Source organism: Tunturiibacter gelidiferens (assembly GCF_013410115.1).
Classification (GTDB): Bacteria; Acidobacteriota; Terriglobia; order Terriglobales; family Acidobacteriaceae; genus Edaphobacter; species Edaphobacter gelidiferens.
The window spans coordinates 1565303-1590014 of sequence record NZ_JACCCV010000001.1 but is presented as its reverse complement, the minus strand read 5'-3'; the positions used below and the strand labels follow the sequence as shown (position 1 = coordinate 1590014).

The 24712-nt window shown below is 59.2% G+C and carries 26 protein-coding genes; 10 read left to right on the top strand and 16 right to left on the bottom strand.

The annotated features are described in order from the left end of the window. Positions 1–57: 57 nt before the first annotated feature. A complete protein-coding gene (locus HDF12_RS06660; RefSeq protein ID WP_179581775.1) occupies positions 58–750 on the top strand; it encodes a GNAT family N-acetyltransferase in 693 nt (230 codons plus the stop codon). 230 nt (positions 751–980) lie between these two features. Further along, complete coding sequence (locus tag HDF12_RS06655; RefSeq protein WP_179581774.1) at positions 981–1157, top strand: hypothetical protein; 177 nt, start codon at positions 981–983, stop codon at positions 1155–1157. Here the strand turns inward: HDF12_RS06655 and glyS are convergent. Continuing rightward, positions 1154–3265, bottom strand: a complete 2112-nt coding sequence (gene glyS / locus HDF12_RS06650; RefSeq protein ID WP_179581773.1) for a glycine--tRNA ligase subunit beta — start codon at positions 3263–3265, stop codon at positions 1154–1156. The two genes, HDF12_RS06655 and glyS, sit on opposite strands and share 4 nt — an antisense overlap. 41 nt (positions 3266–3306) lie before the next feature. Further along, positions 3307–4260 (bottom strand): glycine--tRNA ligase subunit alpha, encoded by a 954-nt coding sequence (locus tag HDF12_RS06645; RefSeq protein ID WP_179581772.1) that lies wholly within the window; start codon positions 4258–4260, stop codon positions 3307–3309. Positions 4261–4505: 245 nt separating this feature from the next. On the opposite strand from HDF12_RS06645, the gene HDF12_RS06640 reads away from it, so the two are divergent. Further along, positions 4506–6707: a DUF6600 domain-containing protein gene (locus tag HDF12_RS06640; RefSeq protein ID WP_179581771.1), complete on the top strand. Its 2202-nt coding sequence runs from the start codon at positions 4506–4508 to the stop codon at positions 6705–6707. 99 nt (positions 6708–6806) lie between these two features. On the opposite strand, the gene HDF12_RS06635 is transcribed toward HDF12_RS06640, so the two are convergent. Together HDF12_RS06635 and HDF12_RS06630 are read right to left on the bottom strand one after the other, a co-directional pair. Next, positions 6807–7952 carry a vWA domain-containing protein gene (locus tag HDF12_RS06635; protein ID WP_246373549.1) on the bottom strand — a complete coding sequence of 382 codons (1146 nt, stop codon included), beginning with the start codon at positions 7950–7952 and terminating at the stop codon, positions 6807–6809. 7 nt (positions 7953–7959) lie between these two features. Next, positions 7960–8412, bottom strand: coding sequence for a winged helix-turn-helix transcriptional regulator (locus tag HDF12_RS06630; protein ID WP_179581770.1), 453 nt, complete (start codon positions 8410–8412; stop codon positions 7960–7962). A gap of 99 nt (positions 8413–8511) precedes the next feature. Here HDF12_RS06630 and HDF12_RS06625 point away from each other — a divergent pair, with 99 nt between their 5' ends. The 3 genes from HDF12_RS06625 to HDF12_RS06615 all read left to right on the top strand — a co-directional run bounded on the left by HDF12_RS06625 (position 8512) and on the right by HDF12_RS06615 (position 11535). Continuing rightward, entirely contained in the window at positions 8512–9288 is a 777-nt protein-coding gene (locus HDF12_RS06625) for an SDR family oxidoreductase (RefSeq protein WP_179581769.1), read from the top strand. Between the two features lie 91 nt (positions 9289–9379). Further along, complete coding sequence (locus HDF12_RS06620) at positions 9380–10075, top strand: carbohydrate-binding protein (protein ID WP_246373551.1); 696 nt, start codon at positions 9380–9382, stop codon at positions 10073–10075. A gap of 263 nt (positions 10076–10338) precedes the next feature. After that, complete coding sequence (locus HDF12_RS06615) at positions 10339–11535, top strand: GGDEF domain-containing protein (RefSeq protein ID WP_179581768.1); 1197 nt, start codon at positions 10339–10341, stop codon at positions 11533–11535. A gap of 273 nt (positions 11536–11808) precedes the next feature. Here the strand turns inward: HDF12_RS06615 and recO are convergent, their stop codons facing one another. Further along, positions 11809–12561, bottom strand: a complete 753-nt coding sequence (gene recO / locus HDF12_RS06610; protein WP_179581767.1) for a DNA repair protein RecO — start codon at positions 12559–12561, stop codon at positions 11809–11811. Between the two features lie 33 nt (positions 12562–12594). Beyond that, entirely contained in the window at positions 12595–13434 is an 840-nt protein-coding gene (locus HDF12_RS06605) for an oxidoreductase (RefSeq protein ID WP_179581766.1), read from the bottom strand. A 341-nt stretch (positions 13435–13775) separates the two neighbouring features. Here HDF12_RS06605 and HDF12_RS06600 point away from each other — a divergent pair, with 341 nt between their 5' ends. Further along, positions 13776–14138: a hypothetical protein gene (locus HDF12_RS06600; RefSeq protein WP_373563855.1), complete on the top strand. Its 363-nt coding sequence runs from the start codon at positions 13776–13778 to the stop codon at positions 14136–14138. A 76-nt stretch (positions 14139–14214) separates the two neighbouring features. Here the strand turns inward: HDF12_RS06600 and HDF12_RS06595 are convergent, their stop codons facing one another. The 3 genes from HDF12_RS06595 to HDF12_RS06585 form a co-directional block, all read right to left on the bottom strand. Beyond that, complete coding sequence (locus tag HDF12_RS06595; protein WP_179581765.1) at positions 14215–14475, bottom strand: 4Fe-4S dicluster domain-containing protein; 261 nt, start codon at positions 14473–14475, stop codon at positions 14215–14217. 143 nt (positions 14476–14618) lie between these two features. Beyond that, positions 14619–15077, bottom strand: coding sequence for an NUDIX hydrolase (locus tag HDF12_RS06590; RefSeq protein ID WP_179581764.1), 459 nt, complete (start codon positions 15075–15077; stop codon positions 14619–14621). A 1-nt stretch (position 15078) separates the two neighbouring features. Then, on the bottom strand, positions 15079–16068 hold the full coding sequence (locus tag HDF12_RS06585; protein WP_179581763.1) for an inositol monophosphatase family protein: 990 nt from the start codon (positions 16066–16068) through the stop codon (positions 15079–15081). Here HDF12_RS06585 and HDF12_RS06580 point away from each other — a divergent pair. Then, a complete protein-coding gene (locus tag HDF12_RS06580) occupies positions 16067–16342 on the top strand; it encodes a DUF4242 domain-containing protein (RefSeq protein WP_179581762.1) in 276 nt (91 codons plus the stop codon). The genes HDF12_RS06585 and HDF12_RS06580 overlap by 2 nt on opposite strands. 3 nt (positions 16343–16345) lie before the next feature. Here the strand turns inward: HDF12_RS06580 and HDF12_RS06575 are convergent, their stop codons facing one another. The 4 genes from HDF12_RS06575 to HDF12_RS06560 all read right to left on the bottom strand — a co-directional run bounded on the left by HDF12_RS06575 (position 16346) and on the right by HDF12_RS06560 (position 19356). Beyond that, positions 16346–17431 (bottom strand): VWA domain-containing protein, encoded by a 1086-nt coding sequence (locus HDF12_RS06575; protein ID WP_348641583.1) that lies wholly within the window; start codon positions 17429–17431, stop codon positions 16346–16348. Next, on the bottom strand, positions 17428–18231 hold the full coding sequence (locus tag HDF12_RS22235) for a molybdenum cofactor biosynthesis protein MoaE (protein ID WP_257025386.1): 804 nt from the start codon (positions 18229–18231) through the stop codon (positions 17428–17430). Before HDF12_RS22235 ends, HDF12_RS06575 begins: the two co-directional genes overlap by 4 nt. Positions 18232–18345: 114 nt before the next feature. Then, positions 18346–18606: a MoaD/ThiS family protein gene (locus tag HDF12_RS06565; RefSeq protein WP_179581761.1), complete on the bottom strand. Its 261-nt coding sequence runs from the start codon at positions 18604–18606 to the stop codon at positions 18346–18348. Positions 18607–18705: 99 nt separating this feature from the next. Then, positions 18706–19356: an HD domain-containing protein gene (locus tag HDF12_RS06560; protein ID WP_179581760.1), complete on the bottom strand. Its 651-nt coding sequence runs from the start codon at positions 19354–19356 to the stop codon at positions 18706–18708. Positions 19357–19715: 359 nt separating this feature from the next. Here HDF12_RS06560 and HDF12_RS06555 point away from each other — a divergent pair, with 359 nt between their 5' ends. Together HDF12_RS06555 and HDF12_RS06550 are read left to right on the top strand one after the other, a co-directional pair. Beyond that, entirely contained in the window at positions 19716–20681 is a 966-nt protein-coding gene (locus tag HDF12_RS06555; protein WP_179581759.1) for a GlxA family transcriptional regulator, read from the top strand. A 295-nt stretch (positions 20682–20976) separates the two neighbouring features. Next, a complete protein-coding gene (locus tag HDF12_RS06550) occupies positions 20977–21864 on the top strand; it encodes a GGDEF domain-containing protein (protein WP_179581758.1) in 888 nt (295 codons plus the stop codon). Between the two features lie 33 nt (positions 21865–21897). On the opposite strand, the gene HDF12_RS06545 is transcribed toward HDF12_RS06550, so the two are convergent. The 3 genes from HDF12_RS06545 to HDF12_RS06535 all read right to left on the bottom strand — a co-directional run bounded on the left by HDF12_RS06545 (position 21898) and on the right by HDF12_RS06535 (position 24612). Then, on the bottom strand, positions 21898–22461 hold the full coding sequence (locus HDF12_RS06545) for a dihydrofolate reductase family protein (RefSeq protein ID WP_179581757.1): 564 nt from the start codon (positions 22459–22461) through the stop codon (positions 21898–21900). Positions 22462–22727: 266 nt separating this feature from the next. After that, entirely contained in the window at positions 22728–23522 is a 795-nt protein-coding gene (locus tag HDF12_RS06540) for a VOC family protein (protein ID WP_179581756.1), read from the bottom strand. Between the two features lie 502 nt (positions 23523–24024). After that, the gene (locus HDF12_RS06535) at positions 24025–24612 is read right to left on the bottom strand and encodes a dihydrofolate reductase family protein (protein ID WP_179581755.1); all 588 of its coding nucleotides are present in this window, start codon (positions 24610–24612) and stop codon (positions 24025–24027) included. Between the last annotated feature and the right edge of the window lie 100 nt (positions 24613–24712).

Genomic DNA, 24712 nt, shown 5'->3' with positions numbered 1-24712 from the left:
ACCTTCACCAACCGGCCCCGGGCCCCACGATCCTCAAAGAGAAAAGCGCAGTGTCCTATGGCATTGTCCCCTGTACTAGAACCTCCGGCGTCCCCGTTCCCCTTCCTACCGACAACAACGATCATCCCCACAGCCTCATCCCTCTTCCCGCGCTCGCGCATCGCCCCATCACAAGCCCGCTCCACCACTCTCCGCAGCGAACCCAAAACCATCTTCCTGCGAACGCGCAAGGCGCAGTTGCAAGACGCCCGCGCCATCCATCAGCTGATCGAGAGCCTCTCCCACGACGGCACCCTCCTTCCCCGCTCCTACGCTGAAGTCTGCGCCAACATCCGCACCTTCACCGTCGTCGAAACCCACACGCACCAGTTCCTCGGCTGTGCTGCCCTCCACATCTACGGCCCGCACCTGGCCGAGATCCGCTCCATCGTCGTCCGCCCTGACATCAAAGGCCGTGGCGCAGGAGGCCAACTCGTCCACGAACTCCTGCGTCAGGCCAACGCTCGCGGCATCGGGTGCGTCTGCCTCTTCACCCGCATCCCGTCCTTCTTCAAACACTTCCACTTCTACGTGACCGAGCGTCAAGCTCTGCACGACAAGGTGCTCAAAGACTGCATCCACTGCTCCCGCCGCAATGCCTGCGACGAGACCGCGATGGCCCTCGGCGAGCTCCCCGTCTCGCCAGACAACCCGCAGAACGACACCTTCCTGCCCCGGCGCCACTCAGAGCTGGTACAACTCCAGCTCTGAGCGCATCACCAAGAAGTGTCATTCAAGGCTCCACCCCTTCACGTTACCCTTGCCGTCAACAGTTTTCGTCATGCATGATGACGAGCAACAAACACGGCCGTCGAAGAAATGGCAGCCCGCGCTGCCTTCTTCGCACCTCGCATCCGGCATCTTATGCAAAGCAGGACAAATGCATTCTCTGCCTGAACGTTTTGCCGGATGCCAGCGACACTTCGCACAGGAAAACAAAGATGAACTACATCGAATCGAAAGAAATAGCACCAACCTTCCAGTCCAACAATCGCGCTGAAGACGGTCTACTCGACCGCAGCCGCTGGAGCGGCCTCTGCGAAGGTGTCCTCATCCCACTTGGTTCCCTCTTCGCGGTCTTTCTCTTCATGCTCGGCGTCATGCTCATCACAACCTAGCCGGCGATCACAATCTCCGAAAAGTCTGCGATCCCGGAAAAATCCCCGAGCACCTTCTCGAGCAGCGCCAACCGATTCGCCCGCACTGCCTCATCGGGCGCCATCACCATCACCGCCTCGAAGAACGCATCCACCTGCGGCCGCAGCGTAGCAATCTCCTCCAACGCTGCCCTGTAACTCTTCTCCGCCCGCAGCGTGTAGACGCGATCAGCCAACTCCGCCGACCTATCCGCCAACGCCCTTTCTGTTGGCTCCGTCAGGAGCGCAGCATCAACACCGCGCGCCGCTGAAATCCCCTTCTCCCTCGCCTGCGAAAGAATGTTCTTCATCCGCTTGAACGCCGAACTCACCGCAACAAAATCATCCGACCCGCGCACCGCAGTTACCGCCTCTGCCCGCGCTACCGCATCTCGAACATCACTCGCACCAGCCGCCAACGCAGCCTTCACCACGTCATAAGCCTGCCCGCGCGCCTCTTTTAGATAGAACTCCAGCCTCTCCGCAAAAAAACCTCGCATCTTCGCGACCACCGCAGCATCGTAGCTACCCATCTCCGCGATCTCATCCAGCTTCAACGGCAGCGTTACCTTCGTCTCGGCCAAAATCTTCACAATCCCATTCGCCGCCCGTCGCAGCGCAAACGGATCTTTCGACCCCGTAGGCTCCAATCCCAACCCGAACATCCCCGCAATCGTATCCGCCTTATCTGCTATCGCCAGCAGCGCACCTTCCGTTGTCCGAGGTACGCCATCTTCCATCGACTCAGGCTTGTACTGGTCATATATCGCATCTCCCACCGCCGCAGGAAACCCCTGAGCCCGTGCGTACAGGCCGCCCACCACGCCCTGCAGCTCCGTAAACTCCTTCACTAGCTCTGCCGTGAGGTCCGCTTTCGCTAATCGCGCCGCGTGATCCAGTGCTAGGACATCCACTTCCAAGCCGCGTTCCACGACGCGTCCCGCAAGCGCGGCCGCAGCCTTCCGTACTTTACCTGTCTTCACAGCATAACTTCCCAAGTCTTTCTGAAAGGTCACATTTTCGAGCAACATACACCGCTCGTTTAGTGGCACCCGCTGGTCGAACTCCCAGAAGAACCGCGCGTCATTGAACCGCGCTCTCAGCACCCGCTCATTGCCATGCCGAATCACCGCGACACCAGCCTCATCGGCTTCTGTATTCAGCACCGCGAGAAAATGCGGAGCCAGCTTTCCACTTTTATCCTCCACTGCAAAGTAGTTCTGATGATCCCGCATCACCGTCACCAGAACCTCCTCCGGCAGCGCCAGGTACTCCTTCTCAAACCCACCCATCAGCACCGAAGGCCACTCCGTCAGTTGCGTCAGCTTATCCACCAGCTCATGGTCCTCGCGCCACCGCAGTCCCGACCCCTTGGGATCACCAGCCCGCGTCACCTTATCCAAAGCCTTCCGAATCCTCTGCCTCCGTACCTCCACATCCGCAATCACAAAGCCGCCCAGCAGCGCATCCTCGTAGTCCCCAGGAGCCTTCAGCACAATCTCCTTCTCCCCAAACAAGACCCGGTGCCCATACGTAACACTTCCAGCTACATATCCGCCGAACTCCACCGGCACCGTCTTTTCACCCAGCATCGCTACCATCCACCGCACCGGCCTCACAAATCGCTCCGGCCGCCCCGCGCGCCAGTACATATTCTTAGCCCAATAAATCCCAGCCAGTTCCTTCGGCATCTCCGCAGCAATCACCTCCGCCGCCTCGCGTCCCGCCTTCACTAAAGTCGCCGCAAGATACTCCCCCTTGGCATTCGTAATCGTCTTCAGTGCAGCAACCTCCACCCCAGCCTTCTTCGCGAATGCCACTGCCGCCGGAGTCGCCACACCATCCTTGTAAGCCACCTTCACCGAGGGTCCCACCAACTCCTCAGCCACATCCTCCTGCTGCTCCGCAACTCCCTCAACCCACACCGCAAGCCGTCGCGGCGTAGCAAAGCTCTTCGTCCCTGCGCCCGACCTCATCAGGCGCTCGCGCTCCAGGATCTTCACCACGCGCTGCTCCAGCTCCGCCTGCGCCCCGGCTATCATCCGCGCCGGGACCTCTTCCAAACCAATCTCAAACAAAAAATCAGCCATCACACTCTCGCAAAATTCCAAATCGCTAACTTGCTGACTCGCTAACTTGCTAACTCGCTGACTCGTTCACCCTGCGCCGCATACGCCTTCGCCACTCCCACTACCAGCGTCCGAATCCGCGCCATCACTCCAACGCGCTCCGTCACCGAGATCGCCCCGCGAGCATCCAGCAGATTGAAAAGATGCGAGCACTTCAGCGCCAACTCATACGCGCCCAACACCGGAAAGCGCTTCAACTTCAGCTCATCCATCTCACCAAAATCCTTCACCTGCGACAGCAGTCCCAAACACTCCGCTTCATACGAATTCAAATGCTCCCAAAGCCGCCCAACATCCGCGTAGTCGAAGCTGTAAGCCGAAAACTGCTCCTCCTCGGCCAGCCGCATCTCGCCATAGGTCACCTTGCGCCCGGTATCCGGCTCCACCGCCCATACAATGTCGTAGATCGAATCCACATCCTGCAGGAACCCCGCGATCCGTTCCAAACCGTAGGTAATCTCTCCCGAGATCGGATCCAGATCCATCCCGCCGCACTGCTGAAAGTACGTGAACTGCGTAATCTCCAGCCCATCCAGCATCACCTGCCAGCCCACGCCCCAGGCGCCGCCCACCGGCCACTCCCAGTTATCCTCTTCGAACTTGATGTCGTGTTCCTTCAAGTCAATCCCAATCGCCACCAGCGACTCGAGATACATCTCCTGAATCCGTACCGGTGGCGGCTTCAGAATCACCTGCAGCTGCGTATGCCGAAACAGCCGATTGGGATTCTCTCCATACCGGCCATCCGCAGGCCTGCGCGAGGGCTGCGCATAAGCGATCCGCACCGGCTTCGGCCCCAGCACCCGCAAAAACGTATCCGGAGACATCGTCCCCGCGCCCACCTCAACATCGTAAGGCTGCTGCAGCACACAACCCCGATCTGCCCAAAAACGCTGCAGCGTAAACAACAGCTCTTGAAACGTCAGCGCGCGCTTCTTTCCAGCTATCTCAGTCATGCATCTCTCTTCACAAACGGCAATCCACCGATTCTAAATGCAATCGGTCAATTCCCACCCGCACCGAACCGTGGTCACGCAACCCTTACCCTGGCGCGCCATCCAAGCAACTTCCGCGCCTTCTCCGATCCTGCGACCGGGTTTCCCATCTATGATTGCCCAGTACTTTACAACCCAATTTCAATTGTCGGCGACAACATCCGGGAAAAGCCGGGTTCATACAACCGAAGTATCGAGGAACGACCATGAAAACCCCACAAACACGTAGTACGACCATTAGGGGCTTCTTCAAGCAGAGCATCATCGCCTCATTCGTCCTCACCCTCCTCTCTGCCCTCTCCCTGCATGCCCAGGATTATCCTCAGAACACAGACCCACCCGAGCGCGTCGCCCGCCTTAGCATCCTTCAAGGCAACGTCTCCCTCCAGCCCGCTGGCGTCGATCAGTTCAGCCAGGCCGAAACCAACTATCCCCTCACCAACGGCGACCGCATCTACGTCGACAACTCCAGCTTCGCCGAACTTCAAAGCGACGCCCTCGCCATCCGCATGGGCCTCGGTGCCGACCTCTCCCTCACCAGCATGACCGATCAGGTCGCCCAACTCGGCCTCGCCCAGGGCTCCGTCCACATCCGCAGCTGGGACCTCCAGAACGGCGCCACCATCGAAATCGATACCCCTAACGGCACCATCACCATCGTCCGGCCAGGCGACGTACGCATCGACAGCTACCCCCAGGACGACACCACCGTCGTCACCGTCAACTCCGGAGAGGCCGAAGCCACCGGCCCCAATCTCTCTCAAGCCATCAATCCCGGCCAGGCCCTCCGCCTCACCGGCTCCAACCCCATCTACGTCGAATATGTTGAGCTCGCCCCAGGCGACAACCTCGACCGCTTCGATCAGGATCGCGACCGCCGCCAGATGGCCGACCGCGCCGCCCAGCAGCAGTACGTCAACCCAAACATGATCGGATACAGCGACCTTCAGGAGTATGGAGAATGGTCCTCCCAATCGGACTACGGTCAGGTCTGGTATCCCCGCAACGTCGACGCCAGCTGGACCCCCTACCATAACGGCCACTGGGCCTGGATCGCCCCCTGGGGCTGGACCTGGGTCGAAGCCGAACCCTGGGGATTCGCACCCTTCCACTACGGCCGCTGGGCCAGCTTCAACGGACGCTGGGGATGGATCCCTGGCCCCACCATCGTGCGTCCCGTCTACTCTCCAGCTCTGGTAGCCTTCGTCGGAGGATCCAACTTCTCCGTTAGCGTTGGCTTCGGCGGCGGCAACGGAGGTGGCCTCGCCGCATGGTTCCCACTCGGCCCGCGCGAAACCTATGTTCCCTGGTATCACGCGAGCCCCGGCTACGTGAACCGCGTCAACGTTACCAACATCTATAGCCGCAACGACACCGAGATCCGCAACATCTATAACAACCGCACCACCAACACCTACATCAACAAGACAACCGTCAACAACACCACCATCAACAACATCACCTACGTCAATCGCACCGCCGCCACCACCGTCGTTCCCCAGCGCGCCTTCGCTGCCGGACGTCCGGTAGCGTCAGCAGCCGTTCACGTAGATCCAAAGCAGCTCGTCCAGGCTCAGGTCATGCCCCACCCCATGATCACACCCACCCATGAGATCGTGGCGCCTGCCCCAGCCCGAGCCGTTCCCGTCAACCTCGCACGCCCCGTCCTGCAAACCCGCGTTGGCCTTGCGCAGGCCGTCCCCGGAGCCCAGGCCCACCCCGTCCCAGTCCATACCCTCACCCCGCAACAGCAGCAGGCAGTCAAACTCCAACCTCTGCCCGGCGGCCAGAAACCGATCCAGCAGCCCGCACCCGCACCCGTTCAACGACAAGCAATCGTAGAACGACCTACTCCAAACCAGCCCGCGCGCGCCGTCCCGGCACAACCCGCACAGCCCACAGCCCAGTCCAACCCGCCACGGTCTCAACCTGTAGCTCCAATCAACCAACCAAAGCCCGAGCCTCCGGTGCAAGTGGCCCAACCAAAACCGCAGCCGCCACCTCCTGTCATCCAGCCGAAGCCGCAAAGCGTGGCTCCCGTCAACCAATCAAGGCCCGAACCGCCCGCGCAAGCAACACAACCTAGACCGCAGCCGCCACCTCCGGTCATCCAGCCGAAGCCCGAGCCTCCGGCGCAAGCCGCTCAACCGAAGCCGCAGCCACGGCCCGTCGATCAACCTCGTCCGCTCATCAACCGAAGCGAGCCCCCGCCCGCGCAACCCACCTTCGTCCAGCAACGACAGGCCATACAGAAGACCGACCCCGGCCGCCCTCTTGGTCCACAGCAGGTCGAAAATCTGCGCAGCGGACGCCCAGCCGGTCCACATGAGCAGCCCGAGCCTATTCCTCATCCAGTCGCCCATCCCCCACAACCCAAAACAGAGTCGAAGCAGCCGCCTCCCAAATAGGCGCGGCTCCCCTTCAAACCTACCCCGCACCACCTGAAGAGGTGCGGGGTAGGTTTACATCGGCGTCTCTCCGGAGACCGCCTCATCGCCTTCACGACATCACTGCGGCGGCGTCAGAATATGATGCGTCCCCACCTCCGGGGCCAAGGCAGGATCCGTATGTACCGTCGTCGGATCGGCCAGCACCTTCGCATCCTGCACAGGTACTGAGATCCCCGTCGAGCGAATAAACGCCTTGCTCTTATCGATAGCCACCACCAGCTCGTGTAGTCCCTTCGTCGAGTTGTACGGTCGAGGAAACTCCAAGATGTAGCGTCCTCTAACCAGTTCCATAAACCCTTTTAGCCTCTTCGCCACGTCACTTCTGTTCGCCGAAAACACCAACCCCCCACTCCACTCACAGATCGAACGGAAGGGATCTTCCAATGCGTTACCCACGCTGGGGGATCCAACCGAAAGCCACGGTACATACGTCACGCCAAAGACCGCAACCGCACTAGCCTGCGCGAACACCCTCACCTCGTTCCATCGATGCGTGCTTCCCTTATCGTTCCCATCGGTCACCGCAAGAATCACCCGCCGGCCAGGAAGCGCCGACAGTTGATTGGTAGCGAAGGCCAGTGCGTCCCATAGCTGCACCTTTGGTTTGCACTTCGACCCTTGTTTATCGCGCCTCCGGTCGACCCATGACTGTAGCGCTTCATGGACCAGCTTCTTCAAATGCGCCTGGTCGGCTGGCACGTCACTCGCATAGCGAGTAAGCTCGCAATCCAGCCCGTAGACCGAGACATGATCCTGAGAACGCAGAGACAACGGCGCAAGCCCCGCAATCGCATCCTCAAGCTTCGACGATAACTCCGCCTCCGCCCCGCTCATGTCCAGCAAAATCGCAAGCGAGATCGGATCATCCCCCTCCAGACGAACATGCGAGACGCGGAACGGCGGTCCTCCGTCGAAGCTTACGCTGAACCTGTTCGGCGCGATCGGCGCAATCTTCTTCCGATCCTCCCCCAGCACCAGCACTGGGATCTGAATCGTATTCGCATAGACATGCAACGTTGGAATATCCGCATCCTGTGCCCTGGCCGGCAAGCCCAGTCCCCACCCCGCCATCCACAAAGCCCATACGAATACCCACACAAAGGCCCACACACAAGCTTTTGCCAACCGGCCCGCCATACCCAACCCAAACGCGAACCCACCCGCCCTCGCCATCCCAGCAGTATGCCAGAACTTAGTCGGCAACAACCATCTATACGGAATCCTGCCGTTTGACCGCATTTTTCTCGAACGCAACCCGCGCCCGCTCAATCTCACTCCCATGTTTCTCCGCCCAGATCCACACCCCGCAAAACGCCTCGCCCAGGCTCGAACCAAGCGCCGTCAACTCATACTCCACTCGCGGCGGAATCACAGGATGCACCTTCCGTGTCACCAGCCCATCCCTCTCCATCTGCCGCACCGTCTTGGTCAACATCTTCTGACTTACACCGCCCACCAGCTCCCCGAGCCGCGTAAACCGCACCACCCCGTGCTCCTCCAAAACCTCCAGCACCAGCATCGTCCACTTGTCCGCCACACGCGCAATAATCTCTCGGACCAGTGCCTCGACCTTTGGGTCCGCCTCAGCCGGATACTTCGACCGTTCCTTTGTCGTCGTCTTATTACGAACCGGTTTCTTAGCCGCAACCTTCGTTTTTCCCATAAATTCTTCACTCTCTTTTAGGTAAGTATAGATATTTAAGGTGCCTACTTCCCAATGGATACAAACAATCCTACTATTAAGTCAGGAGAATTCAACACCATGAACACCACTGGAAATACGATCCTCATCACCGGCGGCGGCTCCGGAATCGGCCGCGGCCTGGCAGAGGCCTTTCACAAACTCGGCAACCACGTCATCATCGCCGGTCGCCGCAAACAAGCCCTCGACGACACCGTAGCCGCCAACCCCGGCATGTCCTCCGCGATCCTCGACATCGAGAACGCCGCCAGCATACGCGCCTTCGCCGCCAAGCTCATCGCCGACTTCCCCGCCCTCAACGCCGTCGTCCACAACGCCGGCATCATGCGCCCCGAGAAACTCCTCGCTCAACCAGAAGACCTCACCGACGCCGAGGCAATCATCACCACCAATCTCCTCGGCCCCATCCGTCTCACCGCAGCTCTTCTTCCTCACCTCGAAAAGCAACCCCACGCCGCTATTCTCACCGTCACCTCCGGCCTTGCCTACATCCCCATGGCGATGACCCCCACCTACAACGCCACCAAGGCCGCCATCCACTCCTACACCCAGGCCCTGCGCTATCAACTCAAGTCCACCAACATTCAGGTCATCGAACTCATCCCACCCTACGTCCAGACCGAGCTTATGGGCAGCAAGCAAGCCTCCGACCCACGCGCCATGCCGCTAGCCGACTACCTTAACGAGACCATCAACATCCTCAAATCCCAACCCGACGTCACCGAAGTCCTCGTCGAACGCGTCAAGCCTCTCCGCTTCTCCGAACAAAACGGCCCCGAAAAGTACAACGCCTTCTTCAAACAATTCAACGACGCCATGGCCGCCGACCCCCATTAATCCGACCACACGAACCAGGCCTGCAAGAAGGTGCGGTGTACCATCATCTCGTCTCCAACACCGCACCCGTCTCCGAAAGGCCACTACCCTCTTGCAAAGAAGACCGCTCGCAGCCCTCCTCGCCACGCTCCTCACCACCACCGTCTTCGCCATTCAAAACAATCTGCCCAGCGACTACAAGGGCACCCCCTACCGCAACGACCACCACAAAAACGCACCCCAAACCATCCCCGGCAAAGTAGAGTGCGCCTTCTACGACAGCGGCGGCGAAGGCATCGCCTACCACGACACCGACTCCGTCAATCACGGCTCCGGCGAGCTCAATCCCGCCGACGGCTCCTACCTCCACGAGTTCCGCATCCACGAGGGCGTCGACACCTCCTACACCAAGTTCCACACCACGCCCGACCCCACTGACAACAGCCCCTACTCTCTCGTCCTCCCGCCCGAAGACCAGCTCTACGTCGGCTGGACCGAGCCCGGCGAGTGGTTCAACATCACCGTCGAAGTCGCCCACGCCGGCCTCTACCCCGCCGACCTTCTCTACACCTCCAACCGCGGAGGGACCATCTCCATCGACCTCAACGGCAAACCCGCCACCGGCCCCCTCACCATCCAATCCACCTTCAACCAGGCCGACCCCCTCGCCTGGCGTCAGTGGCACCACTGGAACCTAACCCCAAGCCTCTTCAAACTCAACCTCCCCGCCGGCAAAAGCGTCCTCACCGTCCACATCCTCACCGGCGGCAACATGAACCTTGCCTGGCTCAACTTCAAACAACCCTGACCAAAGCGCAAATGCCACACCCATCGCCGCAACGCAATCGAAAGTCGAGTTTTCGGCAACTCGTCGATCTCCGTTGTTCAAATTGTCTCTCCTCCTCTCGGTTTCTCGCTGATTGCCGATCAATAGAAGCAGTTAGAACCAGCTGAACCAGCCTGTTTCCCAGTGATGTGAGCGTCGGACGCGCCGCAAACCTCAACTCGTGTCCGCTTAACCTGGCTGCACCGCTTTATTGCACTTTGCACAAGATTATGTGGCTCTCGTGGATGGATAACAGAACGCTCTTCGCATGTCAGATTCTGCTGACGATGGTTTACTCGATCGCCTTTCTGGGAATGAGGCGGATGTATCGTCATCTGCCTGGCACCGGGTCCTTCGCGCTGGGATTTTTTTCGGGCTTTCTGGGGTGCATCCTGATTCTTCTACGAAGCGGCGTGCCGAACTCTGTCGCTGTCGTTGTCGAGCATTCCCTGATCTTCTCAACATTTGTGCTGTTCTATCGCGGGATATTGCTCTTCTTTCGTAGTCCACGGACGACTCGCTTCCTTTCGATCCTGTGCGCTGTCGCCCTTTTGCTGTTGACGTACTTCAGTGCGGTAGAGGACCGGGTCGCCGCGCGGATCGTTATCGTATCGTGCGTGCTGTTGGTTTCGCGCGGGCTGATCGCGGTGGAGTTGTTCCACCAGGCCAGACAGCGGTCGATCCTGAACGTCTTCGCGGCGCTCATGGCAGCCTACGCGTCATTTGGTGCGGTCCGGACGATCGTGACTTTTCTGCATGGCCCTCCATACGACTTCATGCAGACCAGCCGATTTCAGACACCGTCGCTGGTGGTGAACCTTCTGTTCATCTGCATTATCGGGTTGTTCTTTCTGCTGATGCTGAGCAGTGAACTGGTAGCGATTGTTGAGGCGCAGTCCCTGTATGACCACGTCTCAGGTGCGCTGAACAGGCGAGGAATTGATCAGCGGCTTGCCCTTGAGCTGGTTCGTGCGGAGCGAAACGGTTATGAGCTTGCTGTGGCGCTGATCGACATCGACCACTTCAAACAGATTAATGACACGGCAGGCCATGCCGCAGGAGATGCGGCGCTGAAGCAGGTTGTCGAGGTCATCTCCTCGCGGCTTCGCTCGTATGATTTTTTCGGGCGCTACGGAGGCGACGAGTTCCTGTTGGTGTTTTCGCAGACTTCCTACGAAGACGCGCTGCGAATCGCGGAACGGATAGAACACGCGGTGAGTGGGCTTGCGGTCTCGAGATTCGCGCTTCCGATTACGCTGAGCATCGGGCTCACCTTTGCCAGACCGTGCGAGACCGCGGTGTCGACGCTTGCGCGGGCGGACAGGGCTCTCTACAACGCGAAACGGGCTGGACGAAACTGCATCAGGGTGCTTCTGGCGTCTGTCGAAGACGCTTCAGAGGACGGTGTGCATGTTCATGTCGGCGAGGCGATTACTTCGTGAGCGCTCCGCGCTTATCGACGTGGATTTGGGGTAAGAAGTAAATCAAAGCGCTCTGCCAGGCGCTTCCATCTTAGACATGGACCTGCACGTTGCATAGGATCTCGCATCGGAATAGTGAAATCGGCTCATCGGAAACCTACGGTGACGGCTTGATCGTCTGACTACCGGAAACGGCGTTTTCGGAAACGTCCCGGTCAGACAGCCGGGTGCCCCTATCCCGATTCTGAGATGTGGGCATTCTCGCCGCGCGCGAACCGCTCTCCTGGCTAACTCTCACGCTCTCCCCAACGCCCTCGCACTCACCAACCGCCGCTCCAGATGCCGCTCCAGCGTCTCCACCGCAAAGCGCCGCAGATCCGCCGCCCGCCCCTTAGGCCACTCCTCCTTCGCCAGTTCGCCCACCGTCCCCCGAAACATCCGCACCGCTTCACCCACCGACGCCGCCGACAGCGCCACACTCCCCGGCCGCCGGTCATCCTCGCACGTTACCCCATCACTTGTAGACGAATACCAAACCGTTCCCCCGCCCCCGTCTCTCGGATCCAGCACGAGTCCACACACAACACACCGTCCCAACTCCGGCATCCATCCCATCAGCCGGCTCATCCACAGCGAAAAATACGTCACCGGCATCCACACCCTGCCCACCTGTATCTGGTCGAGCACTGCCAGCACCAGCCGAAACACCGCATCCTCAGGAGCCTGCTCCGGCAGCGCCTCCTCCACGACTTCCGCCACAAACTGCAGCGCCGCCGTCCGCGCATAATCAATCGGCCGCGACAGCGGTGAACTCAAAATCTCAAACGCATCCAGTCGCACCAGCTCCTGCTTCGGCCTCTCCGCATACGTCGCGCGCACATACGTCATCGGCTCCAGCGCCCCGCCAAACCGCCGTCGAGACCGCATCGCATGACGAGCCACTCCCTTCACCCGCCCCTGTTCCCGCGTAAACAGGCTCACCAGCAGGTCCGCCTCCTGGAACGGCCACACCCGCAACACGATCGCCTCTCCCTGCCGCTCTGTCATCCCTCCAAGACTAATCCACGCAACAGGCCCCGCTCAGCCGTCATCTCTCTGGAAGTCAGTCGAGACGCTAAGATCCTTCCATCTCCTGTCAGCCTCAAGTGTCGCAAGAGCGCTCTTCTCAGCCGCCGCATAGCAATCACTTCCCAGCAACAGCCGCAGCGGAGGCTCCGGCAGCGACACAAGTTGCAGAAGTGCCGCAGCAGCCTTTGCCGGATCACCCGGCTGCCTCCCGTTGTAGTTCTTCTGAAATCGCACCGTCGCCCCCACAGTCGAGTCATACTCCGGCCGCCCTTCGCGAAGTTCAGTAGACGAGCCAGCAAAGTCCGTACGAAACCCACCCGGCTCCACAATCGTCACCTTCACCCCAAGCGGTCCAAGCTCCCGCGACAGCGACTCTGAAAATCCCTCCACCCCAAACTTCGCAGCCGCATAAGGCGCCCGCCCCACCGGTCCAAGTCGTCCAGCGATCGAAGTCACCTGGATAATATGTCCCGCCCCGCGCTCGCGAAAGTAGTGAATCACCGCCTTCGTCATGATGATCACGCCAAACAGATTCGTCTCGATCTGCGCACGAAACTCCTCAAGCGTCGTATCTTCTACCGGAGCTACATTCCCATAGCCCGCATTGTTCACGAGCACATCCAGCCCACCAAAGCGTTCAATCGCCGCCTCGACAGCATCCTTCGCCTGTGCCTCACTCGTCACATCCAGAGAAACCGCACGAACCCTCTCCCCAAACCTCTTCTCTAGATCGGCAAGCTGCGCCGGATTTCGCGCACCCGCCACCACGCGATCGCCTGCTTCCAGCACAGCTTCCGTAAACGCGCGTCCAAGTCCCCGAGAACTTCCCGTAATAAGCCAAACCTTTGACATAGAACCTTTCCTGGCCGACAGAATTATCAACTTCCCGAGAAAATCGCCGGCACTTCTAATTGATTCAATCGAACGAATGAGGTTTCCAAATGAGCGCGAAATAAGCCAAATCGCAGACGCGCTTGTCCTAATAAAACAGGCTAACCAGGAGCCGCCTCCTGAAACCCTCCCCAAAACTTCCTCCGTGCCTCCCACGCCAGCTACAACCACGGCAACAAGCCAGCAAACACGGGTCTATCGCCGGAGATCCCCGCGCCATCTCTGAAACCGGCGATGCGAGGTGTAGGATTGCGTCGGCGAGCAACCACTTCTGCCGCCAGCAATACTTTGGGAGGAATAGCGTGAAGAAAATCCAAGGATTCTTTGTGGGAGCCGCAATGACGGTATCTCTAATCGCAATGGCACAAGAACGCGGCTCAAACGTCAAAGTCGCCGGCTGGGTCATCGACTCCGCGTGCGCCTACACCAAAGGCCTCAGCAAACCCATCGGAGTAGCGTGCGCGAAAGCCTGCGCCAAAAACGGTTCGCCGCTGGTCATTCTGCAAGACGACGGAACCATCTATCTGCCGATCGACAGCAACACACCCTCCGCATCGCAGAACGCTAGACTACTCCCCTACGCAGGCGAGCACGTTACGGTCACTGGAAAGGACTACGCCAAAAACGGTTCCCACGGTCTCGTCATCGACACCATCTCAAGATGAACTGAACCGAGCCGGCACGCAAAAAGAGACGCGCAGCCCATTGGCCACGCGTCTCTTTTGAAATCCCTAAAACCAATTACCGCCCGAAGTGAGCCGCATTCTTCGTCTGATACTCCGCCCACTTCTCTGGAAGGTCATCGCCGGCATAGATCGCCGACACCGGGCACACCGGCACGCACGCGCCGCAATCGATGCACTCCACCGGATCGATAAACAACTGCTCAGACTCGCCGAACCCGGACTCATCCTTCTTCGGATGGATACAGTCCACCGGGCAGGCATCCACGCAAGCCGAATCCTTCGTCCCGATGCACGGTTCCGCAATCACATAAGCCATCTCAAAAATCTCCCTTATTTACGTGTAAACTCACGTCTAAATTCACCGTCTAAATTCGCCGCGCAAAAATCAGCTCGTAGCTAGATTCTAGCAGCACAACCGCACTCCTTCGCAACTCGCTGCCCAATGCAACTGCGCCCGCTTCAGGCTCGATCCAGCCCACTTCGACCGCTCTGTTCCCGCATCCGCTCCGCCAGATTCTTAGGAAAGATTCTCTCCTTCGAATTCGCAATCTCATCTTCACTCCACCAGCGACTCTCTCGCATGATCTCCCTCTCATCAGCCGTAACTCCCATCAGTTGAGGCTCCTCGCGCCGACACTTCGCCCTGAAGAGAAAATCCGTGTTGTCCTGCATCTCCCCCTGATGCAGAAACTGATTCCTGTCGCAATAGACCGGTCCAGTCATCACCAAATCCAAACCAAGCTCTTCCCGCACCTCGCGCACCGCCGCCTCAGTCTCCGTCTCGCCCGCCTCTATCTCTCCACCCGGCAAAGCCCAGAAGACGAACTCGCCATCCTCTCGCGGCACCACAAATCGAATCAGCAAAACCTCTCCGGACTCATCAAACAGCATCACCCGCGCCGTTCGCCTCTTCCGCACCCTACTTCGCCGCCAACCGCTTCGCCGCAAACTCCGCCGCTGAAGGAATCGCCGTCAGCTCCCGCCCCGCAAACATCTCCGTAAACAGATGCACCATCTCCCCGTGGATTCCGTGGGCCAGCCCATTCGTCGCCAGCACCTCGCGACTATCCAGCGTGAACTTCCCCCCATCGAAGTGAGTCACCGTCCCACCCGCCTCCTCCACCAACAAGAAACCAGCCGAAGTATCCCACGGATTCAAATTGAACTCCCAAAACCCATCCAGCCGCCCGCAAGCCACATAAGCCATATCCAGCGCCGCGCTCCCCGCTCGCCTCACTCCATGCGACCGCAGCGTAATCTCGTTATAGAAGTTAATATTCGGGCTCTCATGCCGCTTCTTGCTCGGAAACCCCGTAGCCGTCAGCGACTCCTGCAGCGAAGCTATCTTCGAAACCGAGATCTTCCTCCCATTCAGCCACGCGCCTTTACCTCTCTCCGCAGAAAACATCTCATCCCGCAACGGATCGTAGATCACCCCAGCAACCATCTCTCCATCTGCATCCGCAGCCAGCCCCGCGACGCGCCGTTCCAGCCCCAGCACCACGCAAAACGCCGGAAACCCATGCGCAAAGTTCGTCGTCCCATCCAGCGGATCGACGTACCACCGGAACTCGCTCTCCAACCCACTCCGCGTCCCCTCCTCGCCATACACCCCATGCGAAGGAAACGCCGCCTTCAACTTCTCCGTAATCAACTGCTCGCTCGCCCGATCGGCCTCCGTCACCAGGTCCACATCGCCCTTGTACTCGGTTGCCACCCCCTTCACATAAAACCCACGCAGCAACGCCCCCGCCTGCCGCGCGATCCCTTCAGCAAGATGCGCAAACTCAAACTTCTTCACGGTAACCCTCCCATCGACCGCAGCCGTCTCCAGTGCTATCGTTGTCCTCCAGAGTATCCTGTGCCCGCCGAGCCTGCTCGAAACTCCATCTCTCTCGAGGTCAGTCATGCCAAAATTTCTGATCGAACGCGACATCCCCGGAGCTGGTAACTTCACGCCCGAGCAACTCCTCGCCATCTCCAAAAGCTCCTGCTCTACCCTCCGAGGCATCGATCCCGAAGTGAAGTGGATCACCTCCTTCGTCACCGCCGACAAGATCTTCTGCATCTACATCGCGCCCGACGAAGAGATCATCCGCCGCAACGCCTTCGAGGGCGGCTTCCCTGCCAACGTCATCACCCTCATCCGGTCCACGATTGACCCCAACTACGCCGACGCATAAACCTCACCGCGCGTCCGCGTAGTACCCAGATCTGTAGCGAAGGTCATACTTCCCCTTCATCTCCGCATCCGTCATCCGCACCTTGATCTGCCGAAATGAGCTGTCCGTCCCCCGCTTTGGCGCATAGTAACCCAGCAAATACTGCGTCCTCAGATCATCAGACACATGCGCAAACGCCGGCTCCAGGTCCTTGGGATCCACCACGTAGTAGTACTTCCCGCCCGTATCCTCTGCCATCTGAATCAGCGCATGTTCTCCACCCGTGTTCCTGCCCGCATCCGCATAGATCGGCACAATAATGATCGAGTACACCATTGCCCCAGCCCTTTGCGCCTGCTCCAGCGCCTGCGTATACCGCGCGCCCTTCACCGTATCTCCGCCATCGGTGATCAGCACAATCACCCGCCTCCGCCCGTTCGCAGCCGAGGTCCCCGCCAACCGGTCCGACGCCAGATAGATCGCGTCATACAACGCAGTAGCGTCTCCATGCTGAATCGCGTTCAACCCACTCTCAATCCGCTTCGGCTGATTCGTAAACGGCACAATCTCCCGCACCACATCCGAGAACTCCATCAGGTCCAGCTCATCCTGCTCCCGCAGCAGCGCCCGCACAAAGTGCTTCGCCGCCTCCTTCTCCAGCCGCTCGCTGGTCATCACGCTCTCACTCGCATCAATGGCAAGCACGATCGACAGCGGCGTCGTAGCCTCCTTCTCAAACACCGCAATCTTCTGCGGCTTCCCATCTTCCAGAATCTCGAAATCGTCCCTTCCCAACCCACCCACCGGCGAACCCTTCGCGTCCACCACATTCAACGCCACATTCACCAGCCGCGTCTCCACCTTAATCGTAGGAAACCCACCCGCGGGAGAGCCATTCGTGGAACCATTTGTCGCAGTGCCATTCGTCTTCCCACCAGCCTGCGCGCCGTTCGTCTGCGCATCAGCCACCGGAGGACTCTGCACATCATCCGGATCCTTCGGCGCCTGCGCCCCTACCGTCGGCGGCGGTTGCCGCACCACCGGAGCCTGCGACAGCAGATCACCCTGCACCATCAGCAACCCAACCAGAGCCCCGACCACCAATCTCACCGACCGCCTCCACCTTCGACCTTCGCCAAAGAACCCGGTGCCCCATACGTCGCTTCTGATGTAGGTGCATCATGCGCAGCATGACCGCTCTGCTCCCCATCTCCCGAATCCAAAGCCTCAGAAGCATCCCCCGTCTCACCGGGTGCCCCATATCTCGATTCTGAGATGTGGGCATCGTCCGAAGGGCGACCGCTCTCCTCCGCATCCATAACACCCAACCCTACCGCCTCAGGAAACGGCTCCCCATCCGCCCAGATCGCGCCATCCACAAACTGCTCCTTCTTCCAGATCGGCACCGTCTTCTTCAACGTATCGATCAACCAGCGGCAAGCCTCGAACGCCGCACCCCGATGCGCCGAAGCCACCACAATCAGCACACTCGTCTCCCCAACGTACAGCCGCCCCAGCCGATGCACCAGCGCCACATCCCTCACGCCAAATCGCTCCACCGCCTCACCCGCCAGCCCGCGCATCTTCTCCAGCGCCATCTCCCGATAGGCCTCATAGTCCAAATACAGCGTCTTCCTTCCCCGCGTATTATCCCGCACGATTCCATCGAACACGCACACCGCGCCGTCCGCACCAGCCTTAATCTCCGCGACTATCTCCTCCCCCGCAATCACCTCATCCGTCATCTCAACCCGCATCATCCTATCCTCGTCCCCGCATACCCTCACCTTCGCAGTTGCCCTTACCTTTGCAGTTGCAGTTGCCTTTACCTTTGCAGTTGCCTCGGCAGTTGCAGTTGCCGCTGAAGTTGACGTTGCATCTCCAGTTGCCGTTGCCTCCTTGGTTGTCATCCCCGAAGGGGATCTGCTGTATCGCCCTTGCCGTTGCCTCTAGGTACGCCAAGGCTTCAGCCTTGGCCCTCTACCGACCAACCAACTGGGGCTTTAGCCCCTTTGGAAGCCTTCCTATCCCTGCCATCCAACTCCAAAACTCCCGCCGCTCACCGGCGGCAACAAAGCCACCTCATCGCCATCCTTCAACACATCCACGCCCCGCGCATACTCCTGATTCACCGCCACCGCAATCGCATCCCAAACCCCAGCGTCCGCAGCAAGCCCTCGGCAAGCCGAAATCAAATCCGTCACCGAGGCTCCATCCGCCAACTCCATCTCTTCACCGCTATTGCCAAAGACATCCTTCAGCACCCCAAAATAAAGAACTCGCACCCGCATATCCCATCAGGATACGCGAGCACGAGTCTTTGACGTTCAGCCAACCTCAAACATCACTCCCCCACCGGGAGCAACATCGTCCTACAGCAATCCTCAGCGCACAGGCGAGTCCGGAAACGGAGAATTCGCAATCAAATCGCAGAAGTTCGGGCTCTTGTACCCCGGAATAAACCGCTCGCAAACATCCGCCTTCACCGTCCCCCACGTCGTCCCCGGCTTATGCTCAAACCCGCCAAAGAACGCCTTCACAATCCCGTCCTTGAAGTTCACCCGCGGATACTCCACCACAATCGCCTCGCGAACGTCCGACGGAAAACTCTCAAATCCCTCCCCCAGCACATCCAGCCCGACGCCCGAAAACAACAGTGCCACCTCCGGCTTCATATACTGCGTCACCCCCGGAGTCGTATGCAGCGCAATCGCTGTCCAAGCCGTCTGCACCTCCTCCTCGGGAACGTTATGTGCAGTCAAAAACTGCCGCACCGCATTCGCACCATCCACCTCAAACCGCTCCGTCTCGCTGATGTACTTCTTCACCAGCCCAAGATCGTGAAACGCCGCACTCACATACAACAGCTCAGGATCGAACCGCAGCTTCTTCTGCCGCCCCAGCTCAGCAGCAAACAAATAAACCCGGTTCGAATGGTTGAACAACAGATCCGTACCCTGCTCACGCAAAATCTCTGTCGCCTCTTTGGCAAGCTTGGTATCAGGAATCGCAGTAGCGGAAATCGTAAGGCTCATGGCACTCTCCTTTGGCACAACTCACTAACACCCCAATCCTGCGCCTCCCCCGCCCGCACCGCCACGACACAGATACAGCAAATTCGGACATCCCTCCGCGCTGGCCGTCTCCGTCTTTTCTTGCCATTCCGCAGCGAAGCTTGCCCCCGTACACCATCGAACTCAACTTTCTCTTTGTCTGGCTCGCTCTCTTTCGGCCAGATAAAAACTCGTCATCTCGACCGAAGCGGCGGACAACCTCACCGTCCGTTGCGCAGTGGATTGCAGCCACAGCTCCCAGTTGCAGCGAACCGATTCATGTTGCGGTATCCGTCAAGACCCCCGTATTTCGCCTTTGCACTTGTCGTACCCTGAAACTCATGCGAAAGATCGTCATCACCGGCCCTCCACCCGTGCAGATCCTCGACATCGCCGGCCCCCTCGAGGTCTTCGCCAACGCCGTCTTCGCCCACTCCCCCGACTACGACATCACCATCGCCACACCCGACACCACTCACCTCCTCCAAACCAACCGAGGCTTCGCCCTCACCAACGCCGTTCCACTCACCGAAATCACCGGCAAGATCGACACCCTCCTCGTCACCGGCGGCCCCGGCGCCGAATCCGGCACCTACGACCCCGCCTACATCGCGTGGATCGCCGCCGCCACCACCCGCTCCCGCCGCGTCGCCTCCATCTGCACCGGAGCCTTCCCTCTCGCCGCCGCCGGCCTCCTCGACGGCCGCCAGGCCGTCACCCACTGGGACTTCTGCGACCGCCTCGCCCGCGAATTCCCCGCCGTCCACGTCAAGCCCGACCCCATCTATCTCCGCGATGGCTGCGTCTACACCTCCGCCGGCATCACCGCCGGCATCGACCTCGCCCTCGCTCTCGTCGAAGAAGACCACGGCCACGCTACAGCCCTCGCCATCGCCCGCAAGCTCGTCATGTTCCTCGTCCGCCCCGGAGGCCAGGCCCAGTACAGCCACATGCTCTCCCACCAAGCCGTCACCTCGCAGCCCCTCCGCGAGCTCCAGGTCTGGATGCTCGAACACCTCCGCGAAAACCTCACCGTCGACCGCCTCGCCGAGCGCATGGGAATAAGCCCCCGCCACTTCACCCGCATCTGCCTTCGCGAAACCAACATGAACCCCGGCCAGTTCGTCGATCGCATGCGCGTCGAAGCCGCGCAACAAATGATCGACAGCTCCAACATGGGCCTAAAAGAAATAGCCGACGCCACCGGCTTCAGCACCGCAGACGCCATGCGCCGCACCTTCTCCCGCATCCTCGGCGTCACCCCCGCCGAATACATCCACCGCTTCAAACGCCCTACCCAACACTGACTCCATCAACAGCCTTCACATACCCAAAAATCGGGCCCCCATATCTCGATTCTGAGATGTGGGCATCGTCCGAAGGACGACCGCTCTCCCTTCGACTCCTTCGCCGCATGGTACTTCTCACAAATTGCACCACCCACGGCTCCAATTAGAATCCGCCCTGTCTTCACATTCCATCGACCGTCCCTGTAACCGCTGCGATAGCGTCACTTGCCCATCGTCCGTTCAAGTAACTCCAGACGGACCAACATCCACGCCCCTTTCAGCATCAAATCAACATCAACCAGCCGCACCGTCCATGACCATTCCATCCATCCCAGATCTCATTATTAAATTCATACTGGCCATCTCCGTCGCGCTACTTCTCGCCTCCCTCTTCCCCATCCGTTGGATCTGCGGGATGCTCCCTCGTGGATTCGCACGTTCCACCTGGCGCTCCATGGGCATACTCATCCTTCTCTCTGCCGCAGGCGTCACCGTATTCCTGCGCATCAACAGCACAGAAGGCCCAAACCACCACGAAGACTGGCTCGTCAGCCTTGTCTTCCTCGCCGCATCCATCTTCGTCGTCACCGTCTGCACCCTGGCGCTCAACACGGCCAAGGATGTCTCGAAGATTGCTGCTCTCGAGTTTGCAGCCATCGTGGATCCCGTCACCGAGCTCTTCAACCGCCGTCACATCATGGCTCTTCTCGACGCGCAATGCCAGCTCTCCAGCGACCGCAACTCACCCTTCTCCATCCTTCTCATCGACATCGACAACTTCAAAACCATCAACGACACCTTCGGCCACCGCGCCGGAGACATCGTCCTCAAAGAGCTTGGCCGCGTCATCGCACGCATCATCCCCGACTCCAGATACATCGGACGATACGGCGGAGAGGAGTTTCTCGTGATCCTCCCTCAATCCGCCTCCAGCGAGGCCTGGAGCGTCGCCGAACGCGTTCGCAAAGCAGTCCAGTCCACGATGATCGCGTACGAAACAAAACCCATCAGCTCCCCCACCATCAGCATCGGCATCGCCACCGCCTTCGGATGGAAGGAGACCTCCGAAGACCTGATAGAGATCGCCGACGAAGCGCTCTACTCCGCCAAAGCCACCGGCCGTAACCGCGTTTGCCACGCCTTCGAATCCTCAGGAAGACAATTTGGCTCGAGATTCACCGTCGTCTCAGCGACGCAATAGCAGCCATCACCTGCCGTCTCAGGCTTCACCGGCTCACACTTGCACCGGCTCATAGTGCAGCAGCACACTCCCATTCCCAAACACGCGATGTTTGGTCAGCTTCAACTTCAACTTCTTCTCCAGCCCTTCAAACATCGTCCTTCCCCCACCCAAAGCCACCGGCACCACCGCGATCTGATACTCATCGATCAGCCCCGCATCCGCCAGTTGCGCGACGATCGTTCCACTCCCGAAGATCACCATCCCTTCCCCAGCCTCGCCCTTCATCTGACGCACGGCCTCTGCGGGATCACCCTTCACCAGCGTCGTATTCTTCCACCCCGCCGTCTCCATCGACTTCGAAAACACCACCTTCTTCGCACTATTCATCTTCTCCGCGACCTCAGGCATCATCGCAATCGCGGCAGACGTTGGCCAGAAGCTCACCATCAGGTCATACGTCTTCCTGCCAAACAAAAGCACGCCCTTCCCGCTGGCATTGCCCTGCACAAACTCGTTCCACTCTGCGTCATCGTTACGGGCCCAGCTCATGTCGCCCTTGTCGTCCGCGATGTAGCCATCAACCGACACGTTGTTGAACACCATCACTCTCTGCATTCCACTCTCCTTTATCTCTGCCGTAGTCGCCGTTGCCGTTGCGTTGCCGTTGCCTTTGTCGTTGCGTTGCCTTTGCCTTTGCCTTTGCCGTTGCCTTTGCTTGTCCTCCAGTCCAACAAAAAAACGGTCATTTCGACCGAAGCTGCTTACAGTCTCACCGTGAGCAGCGCAGTGGAGAAACCCCCGCATCTCGTCTTTGCTGGTGCCCCTGTCTTCTTTCTGTCGCTCTGCAAGGGAGAAATCTACTGCCGTCTCCAAAGCAGTACCTACTTAGGCCCAACCACCGCAAAGAAAGCCCCTTGCGGATCGATCCCCTGCACAATCCAGCTCCCGCCCGGAACCTCATGCGGCCCCATCAACACCTTGCCGCCCTTCTCCTTCACTCTCCCCGCCGCCGCCTCCGCGCTCTCCACATTGAAGTAGTAAATCCAACCCGGACGATTCGCCTGATCCTCAGCAGTCATCATCCCGCCAATCGGAGGCCCATCTGCCGCGAACATCTGATACACCCCCATCGGCCCCATATCCATCGCCTCAGTCTTCTTCCAGCCGAACATTCCGGAGTAAAACTCGAACGCCGACTTCCCATCCACAGCATGCAGCTCATGCCAGCTCGTATAGCCAGGCGTCCCCGCCGGCGGCTCCGGCGGTCTCTCTGCTCCCTCCTTCGGCTGAAACAGCACAAACACCGTTCCCTGCGGATCGGCCACCACCGAAAAACTCCCAACACTCGGAATCTCCCGAACCGGACGATGCAGCTTCCCACCCGCCTCCTGCACCCGCTTCGTAAATCGTTCCACGTCATCAACCCCGATATAGCCGATCCATCCCGGCTTCGTCCCACCGGTAAAGAACTCCTTCGGCATCGCCATCATCCCCGCAACCGGCACCTTTCCCGCCTTCAAGATGGTGTAAGGTTCCCCCGGAGTCACGCCCGCCTGCGTATCCGCCTCCCACCCCACCACGCCGCGATAGAAGGCCTCAGCCGCCTTCGCATCCGAGGTCACCAGCTCATACCAGACAAAATTCGAGGGCCCGGCCTTGCCATTATTAAGCGTCATCGTCTTCTCTCCTTTGGTTGATGAAACAGAAAGCATCTCGACGGTCCCCGCAAATCGGCCAGGCCCAGCCGGCAATCACGAAGCCCCGTCCTGCACCGACTACGCACGAACCCGGATCAAGTTCACTTTCGAAGCAAAAACTCGTCAGGCAAATTCTGGCCACCAACATACCCACCGGTAGGTACAGTGTCAAGCCGTCTCCTTATCTCTCGCCATGACAACAACTCCCCCGCCGTACGAATACAAACGAAGATGAAAGCGCCACCCAAAAATCCTGCGAACATGGCAAAAACTCCTGGCAACAGCCGCGATTCTTTACTGACTCGTTCAAGGGACAAAGCGCCCAGCCCCTTCCCACTACCATCGCCGCCGCGACCTTCGGGATACCGTGTTTATGCGGTCTTCGGAATCTCGCCGCATACGACGTATACAGCACTCAGCCCTCTTCTTTTGCCTGGCCTACCGAGCCATCCACGCGTAGCTCAAGTCCTCCGTCAGATGTTCATAGACTTCTGGTTTGGACCGCGCCTGCACGCTCGTAGTTCACGAAAATCACGCCCTTCGAGGTGACTGTGCTCTCCGTCACCTTGAATGCCGCCGGGATCGTGCCCTCGGCAAACAATCGTTTTTCACCGCCCAACGTGATCGGAAATATCTTCAACCAGAACGCATCAACCAGATCATGCTTCATAAGCGTCTGCACGAGATTTGCGCTTCCATAAACGTGCAAATCCGGACCTTCCTGCTGCTTAAGTTTGGTGATTTTTTCCGCAATATCTCCGTTTAGAAACACGGACGGCTGCCATTCGTGAGAAGTCACGGTATTCGAGGCGACGTACTTGGTCGCTGAGTTGACGCCTGGCCAAATGTCATTATGTTGCGGCCAGAATTGTGCCCAAAGATCAAAGGTTCTGCGCCCTAGCAACAAGTCAAACGGCATGTTCATCTGCTTTTTTACGGCCGCTGAACTAACTGGGTCGGAATGCATACGTATCCACCATGGCGGGCCACTGGTATCTTCCTCTGGGTCGCCTGGGGCTTCGATGACGCCATCAAGTGAGACAAATTCAAGCACATTGATCTTTCTCATGACTGAGTTCCTTTCGAGTCCTGCCCCTGGGCTCGTGGCACCCCGATGCCAGCCCGTCGGGCCGGCATCGGAAAAAACGCGCGCACCACTACCGCTTCAA

Coding starts and splice junctions, on each gene's coding strand:
- HDF12_RS06660 (WP_179581775.1), top strand. CDS start 58: ATGGCATTGTCCCCTGTACTAGAACCTCCGGCGTCCCCGTTCCCCTTC.
- HDF12_RS06655 (WP_179581774.1), top strand. CDS start 981: ATGAACTACATCGAATCGAAAGAAATAGCACCAACCTTCCAGTCCAAC.
- glyS (WP_179581773.1), bottom strand. CDS start 3,265: ATGGCTGATTTTTTGTTTGAGATTGGTTTGGAAGAGGTCCCGGCGCGG.
- HDF12_RS06645 (WP_179581772.1), bottom strand. CDS start 4,260: ATGACTGAGATAGCTGGAAAGAAGCGCGCGCTGACGTTTCAAGAGCTG.
- HDF12_RS06640 (WP_179581771.1), top strand. CDS start 4,506: ATGAAAACCCCACAAACACGTAGTACGACCATTAGGGGCTTCTTCAAG.
- HDF12_RS06630 (WP_179581770.1), bottom strand. CDS start 8,412: ATGGGAAAAACGAAGGTTGCGGCTAAGAAACCGGTTCGTAATAAGACG.
- HDF12_RS06625 (WP_179581769.1), top strand. CDS start 8,512: ATGAACACCACTGGAAATACGATCCTCATCACCGGCGGCGGCTCCGGA.
- HDF12_RS06615 (WP_179581768.1), top strand. CDS start 10,339: ATGGATAACAGAACGCTCTTCGCATGTCAGATTCTGCTGACGATGGTT.
- recO (WP_179581767.1), bottom strand. CDS start 12,561: ATGACAGAGCGGCAGGGAGAGGCGATCGTGTTGCGGGTGTGGCCGTTC.
- HDF12_RS06605 (WP_179581766.1), bottom strand. CDS start 13,434: ATGTCAAAGGTTTGGCTTATTACGGGAAGTTCTCGGGGACTTGGACGC.
- HDF12_RS06595 (WP_179581765.1), bottom strand. CDS start 14,475: ATGGCTTATGTGATTGCGGAACCGTGCATCGGGACGAAGGATTCGGCT.
- HDF12_RS06580 (WP_179581762.1), top strand. CDS start 16,067: ATGCCAAAATTTCTGATCGAACGCGACATCCCCGGAGCTGGTAACTTC.
- HDF12_RS06585 (WP_179581763.1), bottom strand. CDS start 16,068: ATGACTGACCTCGAGAGAGATGGAGTTTCGAGCAGGCTCGGCGGGCAC.
- HDF12_RS22235 (WP_257025386.1), bottom strand. CDS start 18,231: ATGACAACCAAGGAGGCAACGGCAACTGGAGATGCAACGTCAACTTCA.
- HDF12_RS06560 (WP_179581760.1), bottom strand. CDS start 19,356: ATGAGCCTTACGATTTCCGCTACTGCGATTCCTGATACCAAGCTTGCC.
- HDF12_RS06555 (WP_179581759.1), top strand. CDS start 19,716: ATGCGAAAGATCGTCATCACCGGCCCTCCACCCGTGCAGATCCTCGAC.
- HDF12_RS06550 (WP_179581758.1), top strand. CDS start 20,977: ATGACCATTCCATCCATCCCAGATCTCATTATTAAATTCATACTGGCC.
- HDF12_RS06545 (WP_179581757.1), bottom strand. CDS start 22,461: ATGCAGAGAGTGATGGTGTTCAACAACGTGTCGGTTGATGGCTACATC.
- HDF12_RS06540 (WP_179581756.1), bottom strand. CDS start 23,522: ATGACGCTTAATAATGGCAAGGCCGGGCCCTCGAATTTTGTCTGGTAT.
- HDF12_RS06535 (WP_179581755.1), bottom strand. CDS start 24,612: ATGAGAAAGATCAATGTGCTTGAATTTGTCTCACTTGATGGCGTCATC.